Source organism: Shewanella sp. UCD-KL12 (assembly GCF_001957125.1).
In the GTDB taxonomy this organism is placed as follows: domain Bacteria; phylum Pseudomonadota; class Gammaproteobacteria; order Enterobacterales; family Shewanellaceae; genus Shewanella.
Genome location: NZ_MPHJ01000006.1, coordinates 210,568 through 227,737, shown reverse-complemented (window position 1 = coordinate 227,737; position 17,170 = coordinate 210,568). Strand labels below are relative to the sequence as shown.

Below are 17,170 nucleotides of genomic sequence, written 5' to 3'. Positions count from 1 at the left end.
GGCTACATTTTTCATTCTGTTAGCTTAGCTTCTTAATCATTTCAGCAGCAGAGGCCATGGCTTCTTGTACCGGGCGTGCGGGGGATATTTTTGTGGTTTTAAATATTCCAGGGCAGGCGATGCGCCATGAGTTGATGACATTAGCAATGCTTTCGACATCATTGGCCTCAACAATGGTTACTCCCCATAGATCGGGTGAGGCATCAAACCGGATAACTTCTACGTTTTGAGGTGGAAATAGCTCGGCTGTAGCTAGTTTCTCAGCCGCCTGCAATCTGGCCATTGCATCCGTTTCTTCGTTTAATACCAATCAGTATAAGAAATAACATCTTGAATCCTCCATTAAGGATCGGTTTGTTGTTTGAAGTGGGTTTATAATTATAGTTGTACCGCTGAGGTTATGGTTTAAACAAGCATGGCTGAGTTTATTTGGCAGCTGAACGATCAAAACAGCAGATTGCCATGACCATGCCAGATTTTCGCCACTATTGATCTATATATTGGAGGGACCGTTTCCGATAAGACTTTGTTATGTATAAATGCCTTGGCTTGATAGCCTCATTGTACCATTTTGTGCTTTCCTCTATTCGTACATTCATTATTCCCACATCTATCTTACTCTTCATTATGAGTATCAGCTCAAGTCATGCCATCGAGCTAAAAGGCACTGAGCGAAAGGCACCTGAGTTAAAAAAATCGGAGCAAGCCATTTGGTCTTCAGAAGTGATAGATATAGAGAGGGTAACGCCAACCCTTTATCTTGTTAGATCTTATCAAGATATTCAGCTCAATGAAGATGAACCCGCTGTTAAAATGGGGGCGAACTCATTTATTTATATCGATGATCATGATGCTTATCTTATCGATACGCCATGGAATGTCTCAGATATGCCAGATCTTATGAGCTGGTTGCAAATGAAAGGTTTAACACTAAAAGGTGCCTTGGTAACGCATTACCACGCCGATAGCGCAGCTGGATTAGGTTATCTAGATAAAGCAGGCTTTGCCACTTATGCATCAGATATGACCAATACCTTATTGGAAAAGGAAGATAAGCCTGTCGCTAATCATACTTTTTTAAGTCGAAACTTCGAATTTGTAAAAGGCAGAATAGAAACATTTTTCCCTGGTGCTGGTCATAGCATGGATAACCTTGTTGTCTGGCTACCGGGAGAGAAGATATTGATTGGTGGCTGTTTTTTAAAGTCTAATCACTCAAATCATTTAGGCTGGACTGGCGATGCCGATTTAGAAAATTGGTATCACGCCGCGAGTAGAGTCAACGCTAAGTACCCTGATGTGAAATTGGCATTTCCTGGACATGGAAAAGGGGTTAAAGGCGCGGTGATTATTGAACATACCATGGCGATCACCAAGGAGTTTGCTAGCTTGAAATGAAGTTAGGTTTGATTGTGTTTTAGGGTCAAAGCGATATTGGATTTTGGTAGCGGGTTTTTAAATTGTATCTTCATGGTTATCTATTGCTCACAACCGTGTTCACTCTCGTTATTTGTAATAAACCTCCTTTTATTATTTAGACTCGATAGCTTGGTGCTCTTTACATTGTGCTAACAAGTTAATAGGCTTCTGTTTGTTGTAGATCTTGGCTTGGAGGCCATGCTGTGGAAGTTGAATTACAAATTGAAGTCATCAACGAAGAAGATAGCGCTGTTTTTGATGAGCTTGTCGCTGGTGTGCGAGCGCATAAGCATGAAAATATGGGGCCCGAAGAGACGCTGCCTTTATCTGTGGTTGCTCGTGACGAGAGCGGCAAGTTGATAGGAGGTGTATCAGGGCGGACTATCTATAAAAACTTCTTAATAAGTGTTGTCTGGGTTGATAAGCAAACGAGAGGTACAGGTTTGGGGCGTCAGCTTATGGAACTTGCTGAGGCAGAGGCGAGAAAGCAAGGCTGTTTAGTGGCTCAATTAGATACGCTCTCCTATCAAGCACCCGTTTTTTATCAAAAGCTAGGCTTTGAGATTGTAGGCACTGTACCTGAATTTCCTGGTAGTCCAGCAAGATATTTTATGCTAAAAAATTATCAATAAATTTGTCTACTTGAGTTACAGCTAGCTTCAAATGAAGCTAGGTTACATTTTATGTTTGGTTAATCTGATGGTGGATAGAGTTTTGAAAGCTGAAACTTCATATCTACTTTTAATACTCTAGTATTTGTTCAAACTTCGTTTGAAATTAAAGTTGTGGAATTCCATTCCACACCAGGGCAAGGAGGGCTGCTCGCCCTTATCCTCCTTGCATTCACCATGATGCCCCCGTGTAGTTGTTTCCGATATGACTTTTTGAAAGTAACTAATGCTTCCGATGAAGCTTAAATTGCGACTAGTCAGGCATACATTTTTAGCCCTGCTAGCAGTGCAACACATTTTGATTAATATTTTATGTGTTATTATTGTCTCTTCCACAGTTTCAAATCGTAATTATGCAACTTATTCCCTTATTAAAGCAGCCCCGAATTCATTGACGAAGATAGTGTTTTATTAATTAAAATTTCTAATTAACACTAACTTGAGGTCAAGTATGCAAAATAAACATTGGTCAAAATTCCAGTTATTGCACGAGGTTGTTACCAATCCTAATATTGTCGTTAAAGGCGAGTACAGTTACTACAGTGATTGCTGGGATAATGGTTTCGAGGAGTCGGTTGTCAGGTATCTACACGGTGACGAAGTGAGCCGAAACTGGGCGCCTAGATGGGAAATCGACAAGCTATATATCGGGAACTACGTCTGTATAGGGGCTGAAGCCGTTATTTTGATGGGTGGTAACCACACACATAGGGCGGATTGGTTCTGTCTGTACCCGTTTATGGAGTACATAGAAGAAGCCTATATTGGTAAGGGCGACACTCATATCGGTGATGGAGCATGGTTGGGTATGAGAGCCATGGTTATGCCGGGTGTCTCGATAGGAGAAGGGGCTATCGTAGCGGCAAACAGTGTTGTTACCAAAGATGTTGCCCCATACAGTGTCGTTGGTGGTACGCCTGCCAAGTTGGTTAAGTATCGTTTTGAGCCGCCAGTTATTAATGAGCTATTGTCGTTAAAAGTTTATGATTGGTCAGCGGAAAAGTTTGAGGCGCTCAAAAGATACTTATGCGCTTCAGACATTATAAAGTTAAAAAGCGCTGCTTTAGCTTATGATGCTCAACAATAGCTGCTTTAGCTTATAATTCGTGTGGGGTCAGGGTAAACTTAATTTCCTAGCCCCACATCCTGCCTTTAACCCCTTTGCACTAACTCATTTCTGTCCAAAAGCGATTTAGAGAAAATTAGTAAACTTCAATCGAAGAAATAAGTAATGAGGTGCAAGTGAGCACGAGGACTTCGGTTTCAAGGATGAAACCGCAGAGCGCCCAGGGATGGGTTTATAGCGTACCGAGAGATTACTTGCACTTAAGCCCGCTGCAGGCGATAGATAAGTATGCAATATTGGCATATAGCATACTGCCAAGTACCAACTAGACCCAATGAACCAAGTAAAGATTTTTGAAGCTTGTCATCCGGCAAGTAAACACACTTTTGTCCTGAAACGTGTTTAGCTGGCACATTATTTTAAATCGAAGAAATGCATAACCTGATGTAGGTGCGGCTATGGACTTCGGTTTCAGGGCCGCTCTATGACATCCATGTCACCACGGCATTTGTGAACCCATTTACATCAGTGAAACCGCAGAGCGTATAGGGACATATTTATAGCGCCCCACAGAAGTAACTACATATGAGCCTGCTGCAAGCAATAGATAACAATGAAGTCATGCTTACCAGGTGACATCCAAATATAAAGCTAGCCCAATGAATCCACTGTAGATATTTCAGAAACTTGTTATCCGACAAGTTTCTGCATAATGATGAAATAAACCAAGCATTGGTGAAACCTACCATCAAGTCTGATAAAACCTACCACTGATATTAATGGAGGTCCATGTAATCCTTTGAAATATAATTAAAAATAAAACTTGGTGCAGCTTTTGCTTTGTATTGAGTATATTCCAAAGGAATTCAATGACAGGATGGCATAAATGAATAAGCTAATTAAAAAACTTCTTACAGCGACCTTAAGCAGTGTCATGGTTGTTTCTGCTGCTTTCTCCTCTTTGGCTGTGACTGCAGCATCTGCTGATACTACAAAAACGTTAACTCAGACCTTTGCCTATACAGGTCAAGAGGTGCTGCTTGATATGGATATCGGTTCAGCTAAATTCATTGCCACAGATGAACAAGAGATCCGTATTGAAGTGCTTGTTACGCCAAATGAAAGTAACTGGTTCTCTTTATGGGGCAGTACAGATCTTGATGATGTTGAACTTGATATCAATGAGGCAGCTAAAGAGATTGAGCTTAAGGTGACGGAGCAAGATGATGTGAAACAGGAGTGGGTGGTTTATCTACCCCGTCAAGCTGCGGTTAACCTGAATGTAGGTATTGGCCAAGTTGAAGTATCAAACATGGAAAATAGTATAGATATCGATTTAGGTGTAGGTCATGCTGAAATTAATCATGAGATTTTATATAGCTCTATGTCACTTGAGTCTGGTGTTGGAGAGGTCTCAGTGAACTCTCAAGGGCAGAGTGTAGAGGTGAATAGAAACTTTGTGATGCAGAGTTACCACACTGAAGATCAAACTGGCTTTGGTCAGCTCAATGTCAATGTCGGTGTCGGTCAAATTGATGTTCACCATAAGCTTTAATCTGGACAAAAGCTTAGGATTAGGTAGTAGGTAGAGTTATTACTGAGTTTACTTGATAACAAAAAAGCCCACTGTGAATACTGATGTGTATACGCAGTGGGCTTTTTAGCTTGGTAAATGAGTTTTGAAAATTTGTTTATGAGCGCGATTTAAACGGACTCTCTGGTGGTCGTTCTTTTTAGCTTATTTAGGTGAGGCAACAATTGCTGCAGAGCGAGTGCAGTCAAGATTAACGCCAGACCCATATAGGTAGACTTGGCTATCTGCTCTTGTAAAATCCAAGCAATAAAGCCGATAGACATCACTGGAGTCATAAAGACGAGTGTACTGATACTCGCTGTGCGCTCAGCTTTCTTTAAGGCTACTAACCAAAGTACGAAAGTGACTCCCATCTCGAATACTCCTACATATATGCCAGCAGCAAAGGCCTGCGCATTCCAGCTAGGCAGCTCTTGTGTCCACAGCAAAGTGATTAAAATAAACGGAAAGCCCACTAAGAAGCTGAGTAACAAGCTAACGACAGGATCGCCTTTATCTTTGGTATTCACTATCCAGTAAAGGCACCAGAGCACCGTACTGGTAAGCGCAAGCAGTACGCCTGTTCCACTTTCAAAAGAGAAGCTGGTTAGGTTGCCATTGGTTGCGATCACAAACACACCTAGGTAGGCCACTAACGCCGCTGTTATATCGCTTTTTCTAAGCTTCTGCGAAAGTAATGGCACTGACAGTAAAGGCAGTAAAATCGCCCAAGTATAATTGAGTGACAGTGCTTGCTGAGCAGGAAGCAGATCGTAAGCCTTAAATAGTACTAAGTAATATAAAAAGGGGTTAAGTAACCCGGTTTGCAAGTAAAACCAGGGCCTAGCCGTAAACTGGGCTTTAATCAGGCTCAGTTTTTTCTGTGCGAGTAAAATTGTGCTTAAGGCAACAATAGAAGCTGCAGTAGCGACAAACACAAGTTGTAGCGGACTAAAATGTGCTAAAGCCAGTTTAAATGCAGTAGCGACGGTAGACCAAAGGCAGATAGCCCCTAAACCATATAGATAGGCCTGATTTGATTGTTTCAATGACTTTACTCTTAACAACAGAGACAACGACACGACGGGCTTATGTGAAATAAACCATCGCACTCTAAGATTGCATTCATTATACACTGGGTCTTATTGCAAAGATGAGTCAAAGATCAAAAAAATTATCTAAGTGAGCAATTTTTATTAGCTTAGCCTTGTAATCAATGTAAACGACCCAATATAGGGTTGTAAGGCAAGATAATGGGGTGCGTTAGCGCGAGCTGAAACACACTGACAAGCCGTTTGATGAGTGTTAATGGTTAAGATTTATTTCATATTAACTTAATACTCAGGCTTGAAATAGATTTCGACTAACCCCATATCTCCATCAGATAACAAATTTAGCAACACTAGATAAAAGATTTCAGGAGCACCCCATGGGTAAAATTATTGGTATCGATTTAGGCACAACAAACTCTTGCGTAGCTGTATTAGACGGCGACACACCACGCGTATTGGAGAATGCCGAAGGCGATCGTACTACCCCTTCAATCATTGCCTACACTGGCGAAGAGATTCTAGTGGGTCAGCCTGCAAAGCGTCAGGCAGTGACTAACCCGACTAACACATTCTTCGCGATTAAGCGTCTTATTGGTCGTCGTTTTAAAGATGATGAAGTCCAGCGTGATGTTGACATCATGCCGTTTAAAATTATCGGTGCTGACAATGGTGATGCATGGGTTGAAGCTCACGGTAAGAAGATGGCTCCACCTCAGGTTTCTGCTGAAACTTTGAAAAAGATGAAGAAGACTGCTGAAGACTTCCTAGGTGAAGAAGTTACTGAAGCTGTTATTACGGTTCCTGCATATTTCAACGATTCACAGCGTCAAGCGACTAAAGATGCAGGTCGTATCGCAGGTCTTGAAGTTAAGCGTATTATTAACGAGCCAACAGCGGCTGCACTTGCTTACGGTATCGATAAGAAGCAAGGCGACAACATCGTTGCTGTTTACGATTTAGGTGGTGGTACTTTCGATATCTCTATCATCGAAATTGATAGTGTTGACGGCGAGCAGACTTTCGAAGTACTTGCGACTAACGGTGACACTCACTTAGGTGGTGAAGATTTTGATAACCGTCTAATTAACTACCTAGCTGACGAGTTCAAGAAAGAGCAATCTCTTGACCTACGTAATGATCCGCTAGCGATGCAGCGTCTTAAAGAAGCTGCAGAGAAAGCAAAGATTGAGCTTTCAAGCGCATCACAAACTGAAGTTAACCTGCCTTACATCACTGCTGATGCAACAGGTCCTAAGCACTTAGTGGTTAAAATCACTCGTGCAAAACTTGAGTCGCTAGTAGAAGACCTAATTACTCGTACACTTGAGCCTCTAAAAGTTGCACTTGCAGATGCTGACTTATCAGTTTCTGATGTCAACGAAGTGATTCTTGTTGGTGGTCAGACTCGTATGCCTAAAGTACGTGAAGAGGTTTCTACTTTCTTCGGTAAAGAGCTACGCCAAGATGTTAACCCAGATGAAGCTGTTGCTATCGGTGCTGCTGTTCAAGCTGGTGTACTTTCTGGTGATGTAAAAGACGTACTACTACTTGACGTTACGCCTCTATCTCTAGGTATTGAGACTATGGGTAGCGTAATGACTAAGCTAATCGAGAAGAACACGACTATCCCGACTAAGGCTAGCCAGACATTCTCTACAGCTGATGACAACCAAGCTGCAGTAACGATTCATGTACTTCAAGGTGAGCGTAAGCAATCAAGCGGCAACAAGTCTCTAGGTCAATTTAACCTAGAAGGTATTGAGCCTGCACCACGTGGTATGCCACAGATTGAAGTTGGTTTCGATATCGATGCTGATGGTATCTTGCATGTATCAGCGACTGATAAGAAGACTGGTAAAGCACAGAACATCACAATTAAAGCCTCTTCAGGTCTAAGTGACGAAGAAGTTGAAGCTATGGTACGTGATGCTGAAGCCCATGCTGATGAAGATGCTAAATTCGAAGAGCTAGTCACTGCGCGTAACCAAGCTGATGGCATGGTTCACGCAACTAAGAAGCAGATCGAAGAAGCGGGTGAAGCACTACCAAGCGATGAGAAAGAGAAGATTGAAGCTGCAATGGCTGAAGTTGATACCGCAACTAAAGGTAACGACAAAGAAGCTATCGAGAAGTCAACTCAAGCGCTTATGGAAGCGTCTGCTAAGTTGATGGAAATTGCACAAGCTAAAGCACAAGCAGAGCAAGGTCAGCAAGCTCCTGAAGGCGAAGCACAAGCTGCTAAGCCAGACGAAGATGTTGTTGATGCTGAGTTCGAAGAAGTGAAAGATGACAAAAAATAATATAGGCTAACCCCTAAATTATTGAATACGGGCGCTAGGGGAAACTCTATCGCCCGTAGTTGTGATTTGAGCTAATAGATTAGCAAGCAGATCTGCTCCAACTTCATCAAAGAAAGCGTGAGATTATGTCAAAGCGAGATTATTACGAAGTACTAAGTGTCGGCCGTGATGCCAGCGAACGTGAAATTAAAAAGGCTTACAAACGTTTAGCCATGAAATTTCATCCTGATCGCAATCCTGGCGATAAAGCGGCAGAAGCCAGCTTCAAAGAAGTAAAAGAAGCTTACGAAATTTTGACCGACAGCGATAAAAAAGCAGCTTATGACCAGTTTGGTCATGCTGGCGTTGATCCTAACCGCGGTGGCGGCGGAGGTCATGGTGATTTCGGTGATGTGTTTGGCGATGTCTTTGGCGATATATTCGGTGGTGGCCGTCGTGGCGGTGGCCAGCGTCAAGCTGCTCGCGGTAGCGACTTACGCTATAACCTAGAGCTATCTTTAGAAGAAGCTGTAAAAGGTCTGTCAAAAGAGCTACGAATTCCGGCCCTAGCAGCCTGTGATACCTGTGATGGTAGTGGTGCTAAGAAAGGTTCTTCGCCAACAACTTGTGGTACTTGTCATGGACAAGGCCAAGTTCAGATGCGTCAGGGCTTCTTTGCTGTTCAGCAAGCCTGTCCTACCTGTCATGGTCGCGGTAAGATCATCAAAGACCCTTGTAATAAGTGTCATGGTGAAGGCCGTGTTGAAAAGAGCAAGACGCTATCGGTTAAGATCCCTGCTGGTGTAGATAATGGCGATCGCATTCGTCTATCAGGTGAAGGTGAAGCCGGTGAATTCGGTGCACCTCCTGGTGACTTATATGTACAGGTCAGTGTGCGTGAGCACTCTATCTTTGTACGTGATGGTAATAACCTTTACTGTGAAGTCCCTATTTCATTCGGAAAAGCGGCCTTAGGCGGCGAGATTGAAGTACCTACTCTCGATGGTAAGGTTAATCTTAAGATACCTTCAGAGACGCAAACCGGTCGTATGTTCCGTATGCGTGGTAAAGGGGTTAAGTCTGTTCGTAGCCATGCTGTTGGCGACCTGCTTTGTAAGGTTGTTATGGAAACGCCAGTTAATCTTAATGAGCGTCAAAAAGAGATGTTGCGTGAATTCGATGAAACCCTTTGTGGTACTGGCGCTTCAAAGAAGCACAGTCCGAAAGCTGAAGGTTTCTTCGATGGCGTGAAGAAGTTCTTTCAAGACTTGAATACCTAAATTTAATTTCACAGCGATATCGCTGCAATTAAATTGATAAAACCTCGCTCCGCGAGGTTTTTTTGTTTTCAGCCTTAAACCATCTACTTCAGTAGGTGATTATCATCAATTAGGCTTTGCCTGAAAGTATCTTGTTAAAGTGAGATCATCTGGGGAGAGTCGATTATTGTATCTATGGGGTACACAGCTTATAAGTTCATTCAGGTATAGCCTTTGTATGCCAGATGTTGTGCAGAGGTTTAGCGAGTAGTGCAGTGCAAGCTTCTAAATCAGGGATGATTTAGTAGAGCCTATAGGGATATATTTACGGCGACTTGCAGATGCACGGTAGCTAAAGCTCCCTTTTAGGGGGCTAATACAAAGCCACCTTCTTTAGAAGGTGGATTCTTTATACATGGATGTACTTATCCTCGCTCCCAAGGACATCTATGGAGGGGGGATTTGTGCCAACACGAAAACTCTTTCTGAATCTAGAAGCATTCCTATAATCATCACTATTCGAAAGAAACTGAATTGTGACATCAATGTATCGCTAAAAGTTAATGGAAGTTTGATAGAATCTGCCTAGAACCTAGGAATTGCATTACAAAGGACCCGCTATTCATGAAATCGCTGTTTATTTTACTTATCTCTGTATTTATCGCTTCGGGCTGTGCCACTCATCAATCTCCAACGGGACGTGGGCAGGTACTGCTGTTTTCATCGCAAGAGATCAATCAGATGGGTGAGCAATCATTTGCCCAGATGAAACAGCAGGAAAAAATAAGTCGGGATAAAAAACTAGTGAGCTATGTCGACTGTGTTGCAAAGCGGGTAACAGCGGTTCTACCTGATCAATCAGTCAATTGGGAAGTCGTTGTCTTTGATTCACAACAGGTCAATGCTTTTGCTCTGCCAGGAGGGTATATAGGTGTTTATACCGGTCTATTAAAGGTCGCTGAAAATGCAGACCAACTGGCTACTGTTATAGGTCATGAAGTCGCACATGTGCTTGCAAATCATAGTAATGAGCAGGTGTCACGTGCACAGATGACGGGAATGGGGATGCAGCTTGCCGATGCTGCATTGGGGGCTGGCGGTGTCAGCAATAAAGATCTTTATATGGCCGCATTAGGCCTAGGCACTCAAGTTGGTTTTATTTTGCCATATGGCCGTGAGCAAGAGAGTGAAGCTGATGTTATGGGCGTCGAGCTGATGGCAAGAGCTGGCTTTGATCCTAACCAAAGCATGCAACTTTGGTTGAATATGGCAAAACAGGGTGGGGACCAAGGGCCTGAGCTATTATCAACGCACCCATCCCATAGTCATAGAATTAATGATTTGACCAAAATGCAGGCCCAAGTAATGCCTCTTTATCAGGCAAGCAAAGGCAAAGTGCAAAATAGCTGTCAAAAAGCAAAATAAATATAAGGTTATTAAGATCACTCTTTTTAACTATGGTAAACTAGCGCGCGAAAATTAATTGAATCACTGAGAGTAGAATCATTATGTCTGACAAGTTCACTACTATTGAAGAGCAAGCAAGTTACGGCGTAGGTCGTCAACTTGGCGAGCAACTAGCTGCAAACTCATTTGAAGGTATCGATATTTCAGCTGTACAGCTTGGTCTATCTGATGCATTCGACGGCAAAGAAAGCCAAGTTGCTATGCAAGATCTTCAAGTTGCATTTACTGAGATCAGTCAGCGTATTCAGAAAGTACAGGAAGCTGCTGCTGAAGCCGCATCTGCTGAAGGCGAAACTTTCCTAGGTGAAAATGCTAAGCGTGATGGCGTTGTGACTCTAGAGTCTGGTCTACAATACGAAATCCTAAATGAAGGTACTGGTGAAACACCAAGCCTTGAAGCGACTGTTCGTACTCACTACCACGGTACTTTCATCAGCGGTGATGTATTCGATAGCTCTGTTGCACGTGATCAACCTGCTGAGTTCCCAGTTTCAGGTGTTATTGCTGGCTGGACAGAAGCACTACAGCTAATGCCTGTTGGTTCTAAGTGGAAGCTTTATGTTCCTCATCACTTAGCTTATGGCGAGCGTGGCGCAGGGGCTTCAATCCCTCCATACTCGGCATTGGTATTTGAAGTCGAATTACTCGATATTCTGTAATGAAAATTGCCTAAGCTAATGCTTAGGCATTTTTTTATCCTCAGAATTAACTGTTCTGCTTAAGCGTCATTGCTGCAAGCTAAAAACAGTAACCCTATTTCTAGCGATCCAATTTATCAGTTTTAAGGAAGTCAAAGATGAGTGAACAAGTAAGAGTGGCTATTACGGGCGGCAGTGGACGTATGGGGCGAACTCTTATTGAAGCAGCTAAACAACAACCTGTTATCTATTTAGGGGCGGCCATTGAAAGAGCTGGTTCTACATTAATCGGTGTTGATGCCGGTGAGCTCGCAGGTGTTGGCTCTATGAATGTTCCGATCACAGACTCTTTAGATAATGCTGTTGACGCTTTTGATGTACTTATCGACTTCACTTCTCCAGAAGCAAGCGTTGCTCATGCCAAATGGTGTGCTGACAACGGCAAAGCGATTGTCATTGGTACTACTGGTTTCAATGCAGAGCAGAAAGAGCAGATTTTAGCTTATGCTGAAAAGACGCCAATCGTGATGGCGCCTAACATGGCTGTCGGTGTTAACTTAATGTGGAAATTACTAGAAGTCGCTGCTGAGGTGATGGGTGATTATACTGACATTGAGATCATCGAAGGGCACCACAGATATAAGAAAGATGCGCCTTCAGGTACTGCGCTTAAGATGGGTGAAGTGATTGCTGAAACTTTAGGCCGTGATCTTAATAAATGTGCTGTATATGGTCGTGAAGGGATCACTGGTGAACGTGATCGTGAGACGATAGGTTTTTCTACCATACGTGCAGGTGATTTAGTGGGTGAACACACAGCGATGTTTGCTGATATTGGCGAGCGTTTAGAGATCACCCATAAAGCATCGAGTCGTATGACCTTTGCTAATGGTGCTATGAGGGCGTCAGCTTGGTTATCCGTACAGGAGCCAGGGCTCTATGATATGCAGCAGGTTCTAGGCCTCAAGTAATTGCTATTTTTTAAAACCGCCAATTAGGCGGTTTTTTTATGATCTATTTTCCAGAACCTAAACAGTTTGTAGCTGTGCTAAGTGTTAATGAGTTAATTAACTTTAGGCGATGAGAAAAATTATTTTTTGAAATTTAAATTTACAATTTGTAGACAGGGTGCTGAAACTCATATATAGTTGACCGAATTTGTCAAAATTTCGTATTTTAGCGAAAGTTGGTATTTTAAAAGTAAACAATAACATTATATTTCAGTGGCTTGGCTCTTTTTTGGAGGTCGCGTTGACAAAGTCTGCCTTACTCGTACTCGAAGATGGAACTGTATTCTCTGGCACAGCAATTGGTGCCGATGGACATGCTGTTGGTGAAGTCGTTTTTAACACTTCAATGACAGGTTACCAAGAGATCCTTACAGATCCTTCTTACTCTCGCCAGATCGTAACACTTACTTATCCTCACATTGGTAACACAGGTACTAATGATGAAGATACAGAATCAGATTCAGTTCATGCATGTGGACTAATCATCAGAGATCTTCCTTTAATCGCTAGCAACTTCCGTAATCAGCAAGGTCTGAGTGAATATCTGCAAGCTAACAATATTGTTGGTATTGCTGATATTGATACGCGAAAGTTGACTCGTATTCTACGAGAAAAAGGCGCGCAAGCAGGATGTATCTTAGTCGGTGATGATGCAGAAAAAGCACTCGCTGAAGCTAAAGCGTTTCCTGGTTTAAAAGGCATGGATTTAGCCAAAGAAGTCACTACTGAAAAGTCATATCAGTGGCGCAGCGGTAGCTGGCGTTTAGTCGGTGGTCTACCTGAAGATAAGCCAGAGTCTGAGCTTAAATACAAGGTTGTGGCCTATGACTATGGTGTGAAGCGTAACATTCTTCGTATGCTTGTTGACCGTGGTTGTGATGTCACTGTGGTGCCTGCTCAGACGCCTGCAAGTGAAGTACTTGCTATGAACCCTGATGGGATCTTCCTCTCAAACGGCCCTGGTGACCCTGAGCCATGTGATTATGCTATCGCAGCCATTCAAGAGATCCTGAAAACTGATATTCCAGTATTTGGTATCTGCTTGGGTCATCAGCTACTTGCGTTAGCGTCTGGTGCTAAGACACTTAAGATGAAGTTTGGTCACCATGGTGCTAACCACCCAGTGAGCAATATCGAGCAAGGTAATGTGATGATCACCAGTCAAAACCACGGTTTTGCTGCTGATGAAGCCAGCCTACCAGCAAACATTAAAGTGACCCACAAGTCACTGTTTGATGGTTCATTGCAAGGTATTCACCTGACTGACAAGCCTGCATTTAGCTTCCAGGGTCACCCTGAAGCGAGCCCAGGCCCCCATGATGCTGCTCCTTTGTTCAATCACTTTATTGAACTTATTGAGCTATATCGTCAAAACGCTAAGTAGTCAGGAGAAGTTTAAGAGATGCCAAAACGTACAGATATAAAAAGTATTCTTATCCTGGGTGCAGGTCCGATTGTTATCGGTCAAGCATGTGAGTTCGATTACTCTGGTGCTCAAGCATGTAAAGCACTGCGTGAAGAGGGTTACCGAGTTATTCTTGTTAACTCAAACCCAGCGACAATTATGACAGATCCTGAGATGGCCGATGCAACCTATATCGAGCCAATTCACTGGGAAGTTGTTCGCAACATTATTGCTAAAGAGCGCCCTGATGCGATTCTGCCTACTATGGGTGGTCAAACAGCACTTAACTGTGCCCTTGACCTAGAGAGCAAAGGTGTTCTAAAAGAGTTCAATGTCGATATGATTGGCGCAACCGCCGATGCAATTGATAAAGCTGAAGATCGCAGCCGCTTTGATACGGCAATGAAAGCAATTGGTCTTGAGTGTCCACGTGCTGGCATAGCCCATTCGATGGAAGAAGCTAATGCGGTACAGGCCGAAGTCGGCTTCCCGTGTATTATTCGTCCATCATTCACTATGGGTGGTAGCGGTGGCGGTATCGCATACAACCGTGAAGAGTTTGAAGAGATCTGTACATTAGGTCTGGACCTTTCTCCGACAAGCGAACTGCTAATCGATGAGTCACTTATTGGTTGGAAAGAGTACGAGATGGAAGTGGTACGCGATCGCAATGATAATTGCATCATCGTTTGTGCTATTGAAAACTTCGATCCTATGGGTGTGCACACGGGTGATTCAATCACAGTCGCACCAGCTCAGACTCTGACTGATAAAGAGTACCAGTTGATGCGTAACGCATCGCTTGCAGTACTGCGTGAAATTGGTGTTGAGACGGGTGGTTCAAACGTACAGTTTGGTATCAACCCGAAAGATGGCCGTATGGTTATTATCGAGATGAACCCACGTGTTTCTCGCTCTTCAGCGCTAGCTTCTAAGGCTACCGGCTTCCCAATTGCAAAAATTGCGGCCAAGCTTGCAGTGGGCTTCACCCTTGATGAGCTTAAGAATGACATTACTGGTGGTAACACGCCTGCATCATTCGAGCCTGCCATCGATTATGTCGTGACTAAAATGCCACGCTTTAATTTCGAGAAGTTTGCTGGCGCAAATGACCGTCTAACTACGCAGATGAAGTCTGTTGGTGAGGTGATGTCAATTGGTCGTACTTTCCAAGAGTCTTTGCAAAAAGCGTTGCGTGGTCTTGAAGTTGGTAAGAACGGTTTAGACCCAATTGTTGATCTTGAAGATGCAGACGCGATGTCGCGTATTCGTCATGAGTTAAAAGAGCCAGGTGCTGAAAGAATTTGGTACATTGCTGATGCATTCCGTGCCGGTCTTTCAGTCGATGAAATCTTTGCTTTGACCAATATCGACCCTTGGTTCCTAGTGCAGCTAGAAGATCTATTGCAACTAGAGAAACAGATCGAAACCGCAGGCATGTCAGGCTTAGATAAAGAGTTCTTGCTGAAGCTTAAGCGCAAAGGTTTCTCTGATATTCGTATCGCCGATATCCTTGGTGTGAGTGAGTCATCGATTCGTCGAGCTCGCCAAAAGTTTGAAGTACACCCAGTTTACAAGCGTGTTGATACCTGTGCAGCTGAGTTCTCGACAGATACGGCTTATATGTACTCTACCTATGAGGAAGAGTGTGAAGCTAATCCATCAAATCGTGACAAGATCATGATCTTAGGTGGTGGCCCTAACCGTATTGGTCAAGGTATTGAATTTGATTACTGTTGTGTTCATGCAGCGCTTGCGCTTCGTGAAGACGGTTATGAAACCATTATGGTTAACTGTAACCCGGAGACAGTGTCGACTGATTACGATACATCAGACAGACTTTACTTTGAGTCACTGACACTTGAAGACGTGCTTGAAATTGTGCGTATCGAAAACCCTAAAGGGGTAATCGTACACTACGGTGGTCAAACACCCCTTAAGCTAGCACGCGACCTTGAAGCTGCAGGTGTACCAATTATCGGTACTACGCCAGATGCAATTGACCGTGCAGAAGACAGAGAACGTTTCCAGCAAGCAATTGTACGTCTTGGCATGAAGCAGCCAGAAAACGATACCGTAACTACTGTTGAAGGTGCGGTTATCTCTGCTGAGCGAATTGGTTACCCATTAGTTGTACGCCCATCTTATGTACTCGGTGGCCGTGCGATGGAGATTGTTTACGATGAGGCTGACTTGCGTCGTTACTTCAACGAAGCGGTAAGCGTATCGAACTCTTCGCCAGTGTTGCTTGACCGTTTCCTTGATAACGCGATTGAAATTGATATCGATGCCGTATGTGATGGCGAAACTGTCGTTATCGGCTCAATCATGGAGCATATTGAACAAGCGGGTGTTCACTCAGGTGACTCTGGCTGTTCACTACCTCCATATTCGTTAAGCCAAGATGTACAAGATCGCATGCGTGTTGAAGTTGGTAAGCTGGCGATGGAGCTTGGTGTTGTTGGTCTTATGAATGTTCAGTTCGCGGTGAAGGATGATGAGATCTATATGATCGAAGTTAACCCTCGCGCAGCGCGTACTGTACCTTTCGTTTCTAAGGCTACCGGTATCCCACTTGCTAAAGTTGCTGCACGTGTAATGGCTGGGCAAAGCTTGAAAGAGCAGAACTTCACTGAAGAAGTTATTCCGCCTTTCTACTCTGTGAAAGAAGTCGTACTGCCATTTAACAAGTTCCCAGGTGTTGACCCACTACTCGGCCCTGAGATGCGTTCAACTGGTGAAGTTATGGGCGTTGGTGACACGTTTGCCGAAGCTTATGCTAAGGCACAACTTGGCGCTACAGCTGCTGTACCTAAGTCAGGTAGAGCCTTGCTTTCAGTACGTAACAGCGATAAAGCTCGTGTTGCTGATTTAGCATCAAAGCTTATTGCTTTGGGCTATGAGATTGATGCAACACACGGCACTGCAGTTATTCTTGGCGAAGCCGGTATTAATCCACGCTTAGTCAATAAGGTTCACGAAGGTCGCCCACATATTCTTGACCGTATCAAGAATGGTGAGTACACCTATATTGTGAACACAACTGAAGGGCGTCAGGCGATTGAAGACTCTCGTCAACTTCGTCGTGGTGCACTTAGATATAAGGTTGATTACACTACAACCTTGAACGCTGCATTTGCCACTTGTATGGCACATGCTGCAGATGACAGAACGACTGTCACTTCAGTTCAAGAGCTACATAAAAAAATTAAGTAGCATGTAGATTTGAGAAAAAGGCCGCATTAGCGGCTTTTTTTATGCCTGTAATTTCAATCCGATCGGCTAGTTAGCGAGTTCTTACAATTAGGCTAAACTTTATAGACTAATCTTG

13 protein-coding genes are annotated in these 17,170 nt (G+C 43.4%); 11 read left to right on the top strand and 2 right to left on the bottom strand.

What is annotated here, in order from left to right:
* Window positions 1-19 precede the first annotated feature (19 nt).
* Window positions 20-283 (bottom strand): hypothetical protein, encoded by a 264-nt coding sequence (locus BM736_RS13135; RefSeq protein ID WP_076413046.1) that lies wholly within the window; start codon window positions 281-283, stop codon window positions 20-22.
* Between the two features lie 248 nt (window positions 284-531).
* Between BM736_RS13135 and bla the strand changes: the two genes are divergently transcribed.
* The 4 genes from bla to BM736_RS13115 all read left to right on the top strand — a co-directional run bounded on the left by bla (window position 532) and on the right by BM736_RS13115 (window position 4,711).
* Window positions 532-1,398: a metallo-beta-lactamase gene (gene bla / locus BM736_RS13130; RefSeq protein ID WP_083700154.1), complete on the top strand. Its 867-nt coding sequence runs from the start codon at window positions 532-534 to the stop codon at window positions 1,396-1,398.
* Window positions 1,399-1,622: 224 nt separating this feature from the next.
* Window positions 1,623-2,051: a GNAT family N-acetyltransferase gene (locus BM736_RS13125; protein WP_076412865.1), complete on the top strand. Its 429-nt coding sequence runs from the start codon at window positions 1,623-1,625 to the stop codon at window positions 2,049-2,051.
* 490 nt (window positions 2,052-2,541) lie between these two features.
* The gene (locus tag BM736_RS13120) at window positions 2,542-3,177 is read left to right on the top strand and encodes a CatB-related O-acetyltransferase (protein WP_076412862.1); all 636 of its coding nucleotides are present in this window, start codon (window positions 2,542-2,544) and stop codon (window positions 3,175-3,177) included.
* Window positions 3,178-4,042: 865 nt separating this feature from the next.
* A complete protein-coding gene (locus BM736_RS13115) occupies window positions 4,043-4,711 on the top strand; it encodes a hypothetical protein (protein WP_076412861.1) in 669 nt (222 codons plus the stop codon).
* A 149-nt stretch (window positions 4,712-4,860) separates the two neighbouring features.
* On the opposite strand, the gene BM736_RS13110 is transcribed toward BM736_RS13115, so the two are convergent.
* Window positions 4,861-5,778, bottom strand: a complete 918-nt coding sequence (locus BM736_RS13110; protein ID WP_076412859.1) for a DMT family transporter — start codon at window positions 5,776-5,778, stop codon at window positions 4,861-4,863.
* A gap of 380 nt (window positions 5,779-6,158) precedes the next feature.
* On the opposite strand from BM736_RS13110, the gene dnaK reads away from it, so the two are divergent.
* The 7 genes from dnaK to carB all read left to right on the top strand — a co-directional run bounded on the left by dnaK (window position 6,159) and on the right by carB (window position 17,055).
* Window positions 6,159-8,081 (top strand): molecular chaperone DnaK, encoded by a 1,923-nt coding sequence (dnaK, locus tag BM736_RS13105; protein ID WP_076412857.1) that lies wholly within the window; start codon window positions 6,159-6,161, stop codon window positions 8,079-8,081.
* 125 nt (window positions 8,082-8,206) lie between these two features.
* On the top strand, window positions 8,207-9,340 hold the full coding sequence (gene dnaJ / locus BM736_RS13100) for a molecular chaperone DnaJ (RefSeq protein ID WP_076412855.1): 1,134 nt from the start codon (window positions 8,207-8,209) through the stop codon (window positions 9,338-9,340).
* 603 nt (window positions 9,341-9,943) lie between these two features.
* Window positions 9,944-10,744, top strand: a complete 801-nt coding sequence (locus BM736_RS13095) for a M48 family metallopeptidase (protein WP_076412853.1) — start codon at window positions 9,944-9,946, stop codon at window positions 10,742-10,744.
* Window positions 10,745-10,827: 83 nt separating this feature from the next.
* Window positions 10,828-11,445, top strand: coding sequence for an FKBP-type peptidyl-prolyl cis-trans isomerase (locus BM736_RS13090; protein ID WP_076412850.1), 618 nt, complete (start codon window positions 10,828-10,830; stop codon window positions 11,443-11,445).
* Between the two features lie 137 nt (window positions 11,446-11,582).
* The gene (gene dapB / locus BM736_RS13085) at window positions 11,583-12,395 is read left to right on the top strand and encodes a 4-hydroxy-tetrahydrodipicolinate reductase (RefSeq protein ID WP_076412848.1); all 813 of its coding nucleotides are present in this window, start codon (window positions 11,583-11,585) and stop codon (window positions 12,393-12,395) included.
* A gap of 268 nt (window positions 12,396-12,663) precedes the next feature.
* Window positions 12,664-13,818, top strand: a complete 1,155-nt coding sequence (gene carA / locus BM736_RS13080; protein ID WP_143562396.1) for a glutamine-hydrolyzing carbamoyl-phosphate synthase small subunit — start codon at window positions 12,664-12,666, stop codon at window positions 13,816-13,818.
* A gap of 18 nt (window positions 13,819-13,836) precedes the next feature.
* Entirely contained in the window at window positions 13,837-17,055 is a 3,219-nt protein-coding gene (gene carB, locus BM736_RS13075; protein WP_076412845.1) for a carbamoyl-phosphate synthase large subunit, read from the top strand.
* Window positions 17,056-17,170 lie beyond the last annotated feature (115 nt).

Excerpts from the sequence above, each read along its gene's own strand:
- bla (WP_083700154.1), top strand. The coding sequence starts at position 532 with ATGTATAAATGCCTTGGCTTGATAGCCTCATTGTACCATTTTGTGCTT.
- BM736_RS13090 (WP_076412850.1), top strand. The coding sequence starts at position 10,828 with ATGTCTGACAAGTTCACTACTATTGAAGAGCAAGCAAGTTACGGCGTA.
- BM736_RS13120 (WP_076412862.1), top strand. The coding sequence starts at position 2,542 with ATGCAAAATAAACATTGGTCAAAATTCCAGTTATTGCACGAGGTTGTT.
- BM736_RS13095 (WP_076412853.1), top strand. The coding sequence starts at position 9,944 with ATGAAATCGCTGTTTATTTTACTTATCTCTGTATTTATCGCTTCGGGC.
- dnaK (WP_076412857.1), top strand. The coding sequence starts at position 6,159 with ATGGGTAAAATTATTGGTATCGATTTAGGCACAACAAACTCTTGCGTA.
- dapB (WP_076412848.1), top strand. The coding sequence starts at position 11,583 with ATGAGTGAACAAGTAAGAGTGGCTATTACGGGCGGCAGTGGACGTATG.
- carB (WP_076412845.1), top strand. The coding sequence starts at position 13,837 with ATGCCAAAACGTACAGATATAAAAAGTATTCTTATCCTGGGTGCAGGT.
- BM736_RS13135 (WP_076413046.1), bottom strand. The coding sequence starts at position 283 with ATGGCCAGATTGCAGGCGGCTGAGAAACTAGCTACAGCCGAGCTATTT.
- dnaJ (WP_076412855.1), top strand. The coding sequence starts at position 8,207 with ATGTCAAAGCGAGATTATTACGAAGTACTAAGTGTCGGCCGTGATGCC.
- BM736_RS13115 (WP_076412861.1), top strand. The coding sequence starts at position 4,043 with ATGAATAAGCTAATTAAAAAACTTCTTACAGCGACCTTAAGCAGTGTC.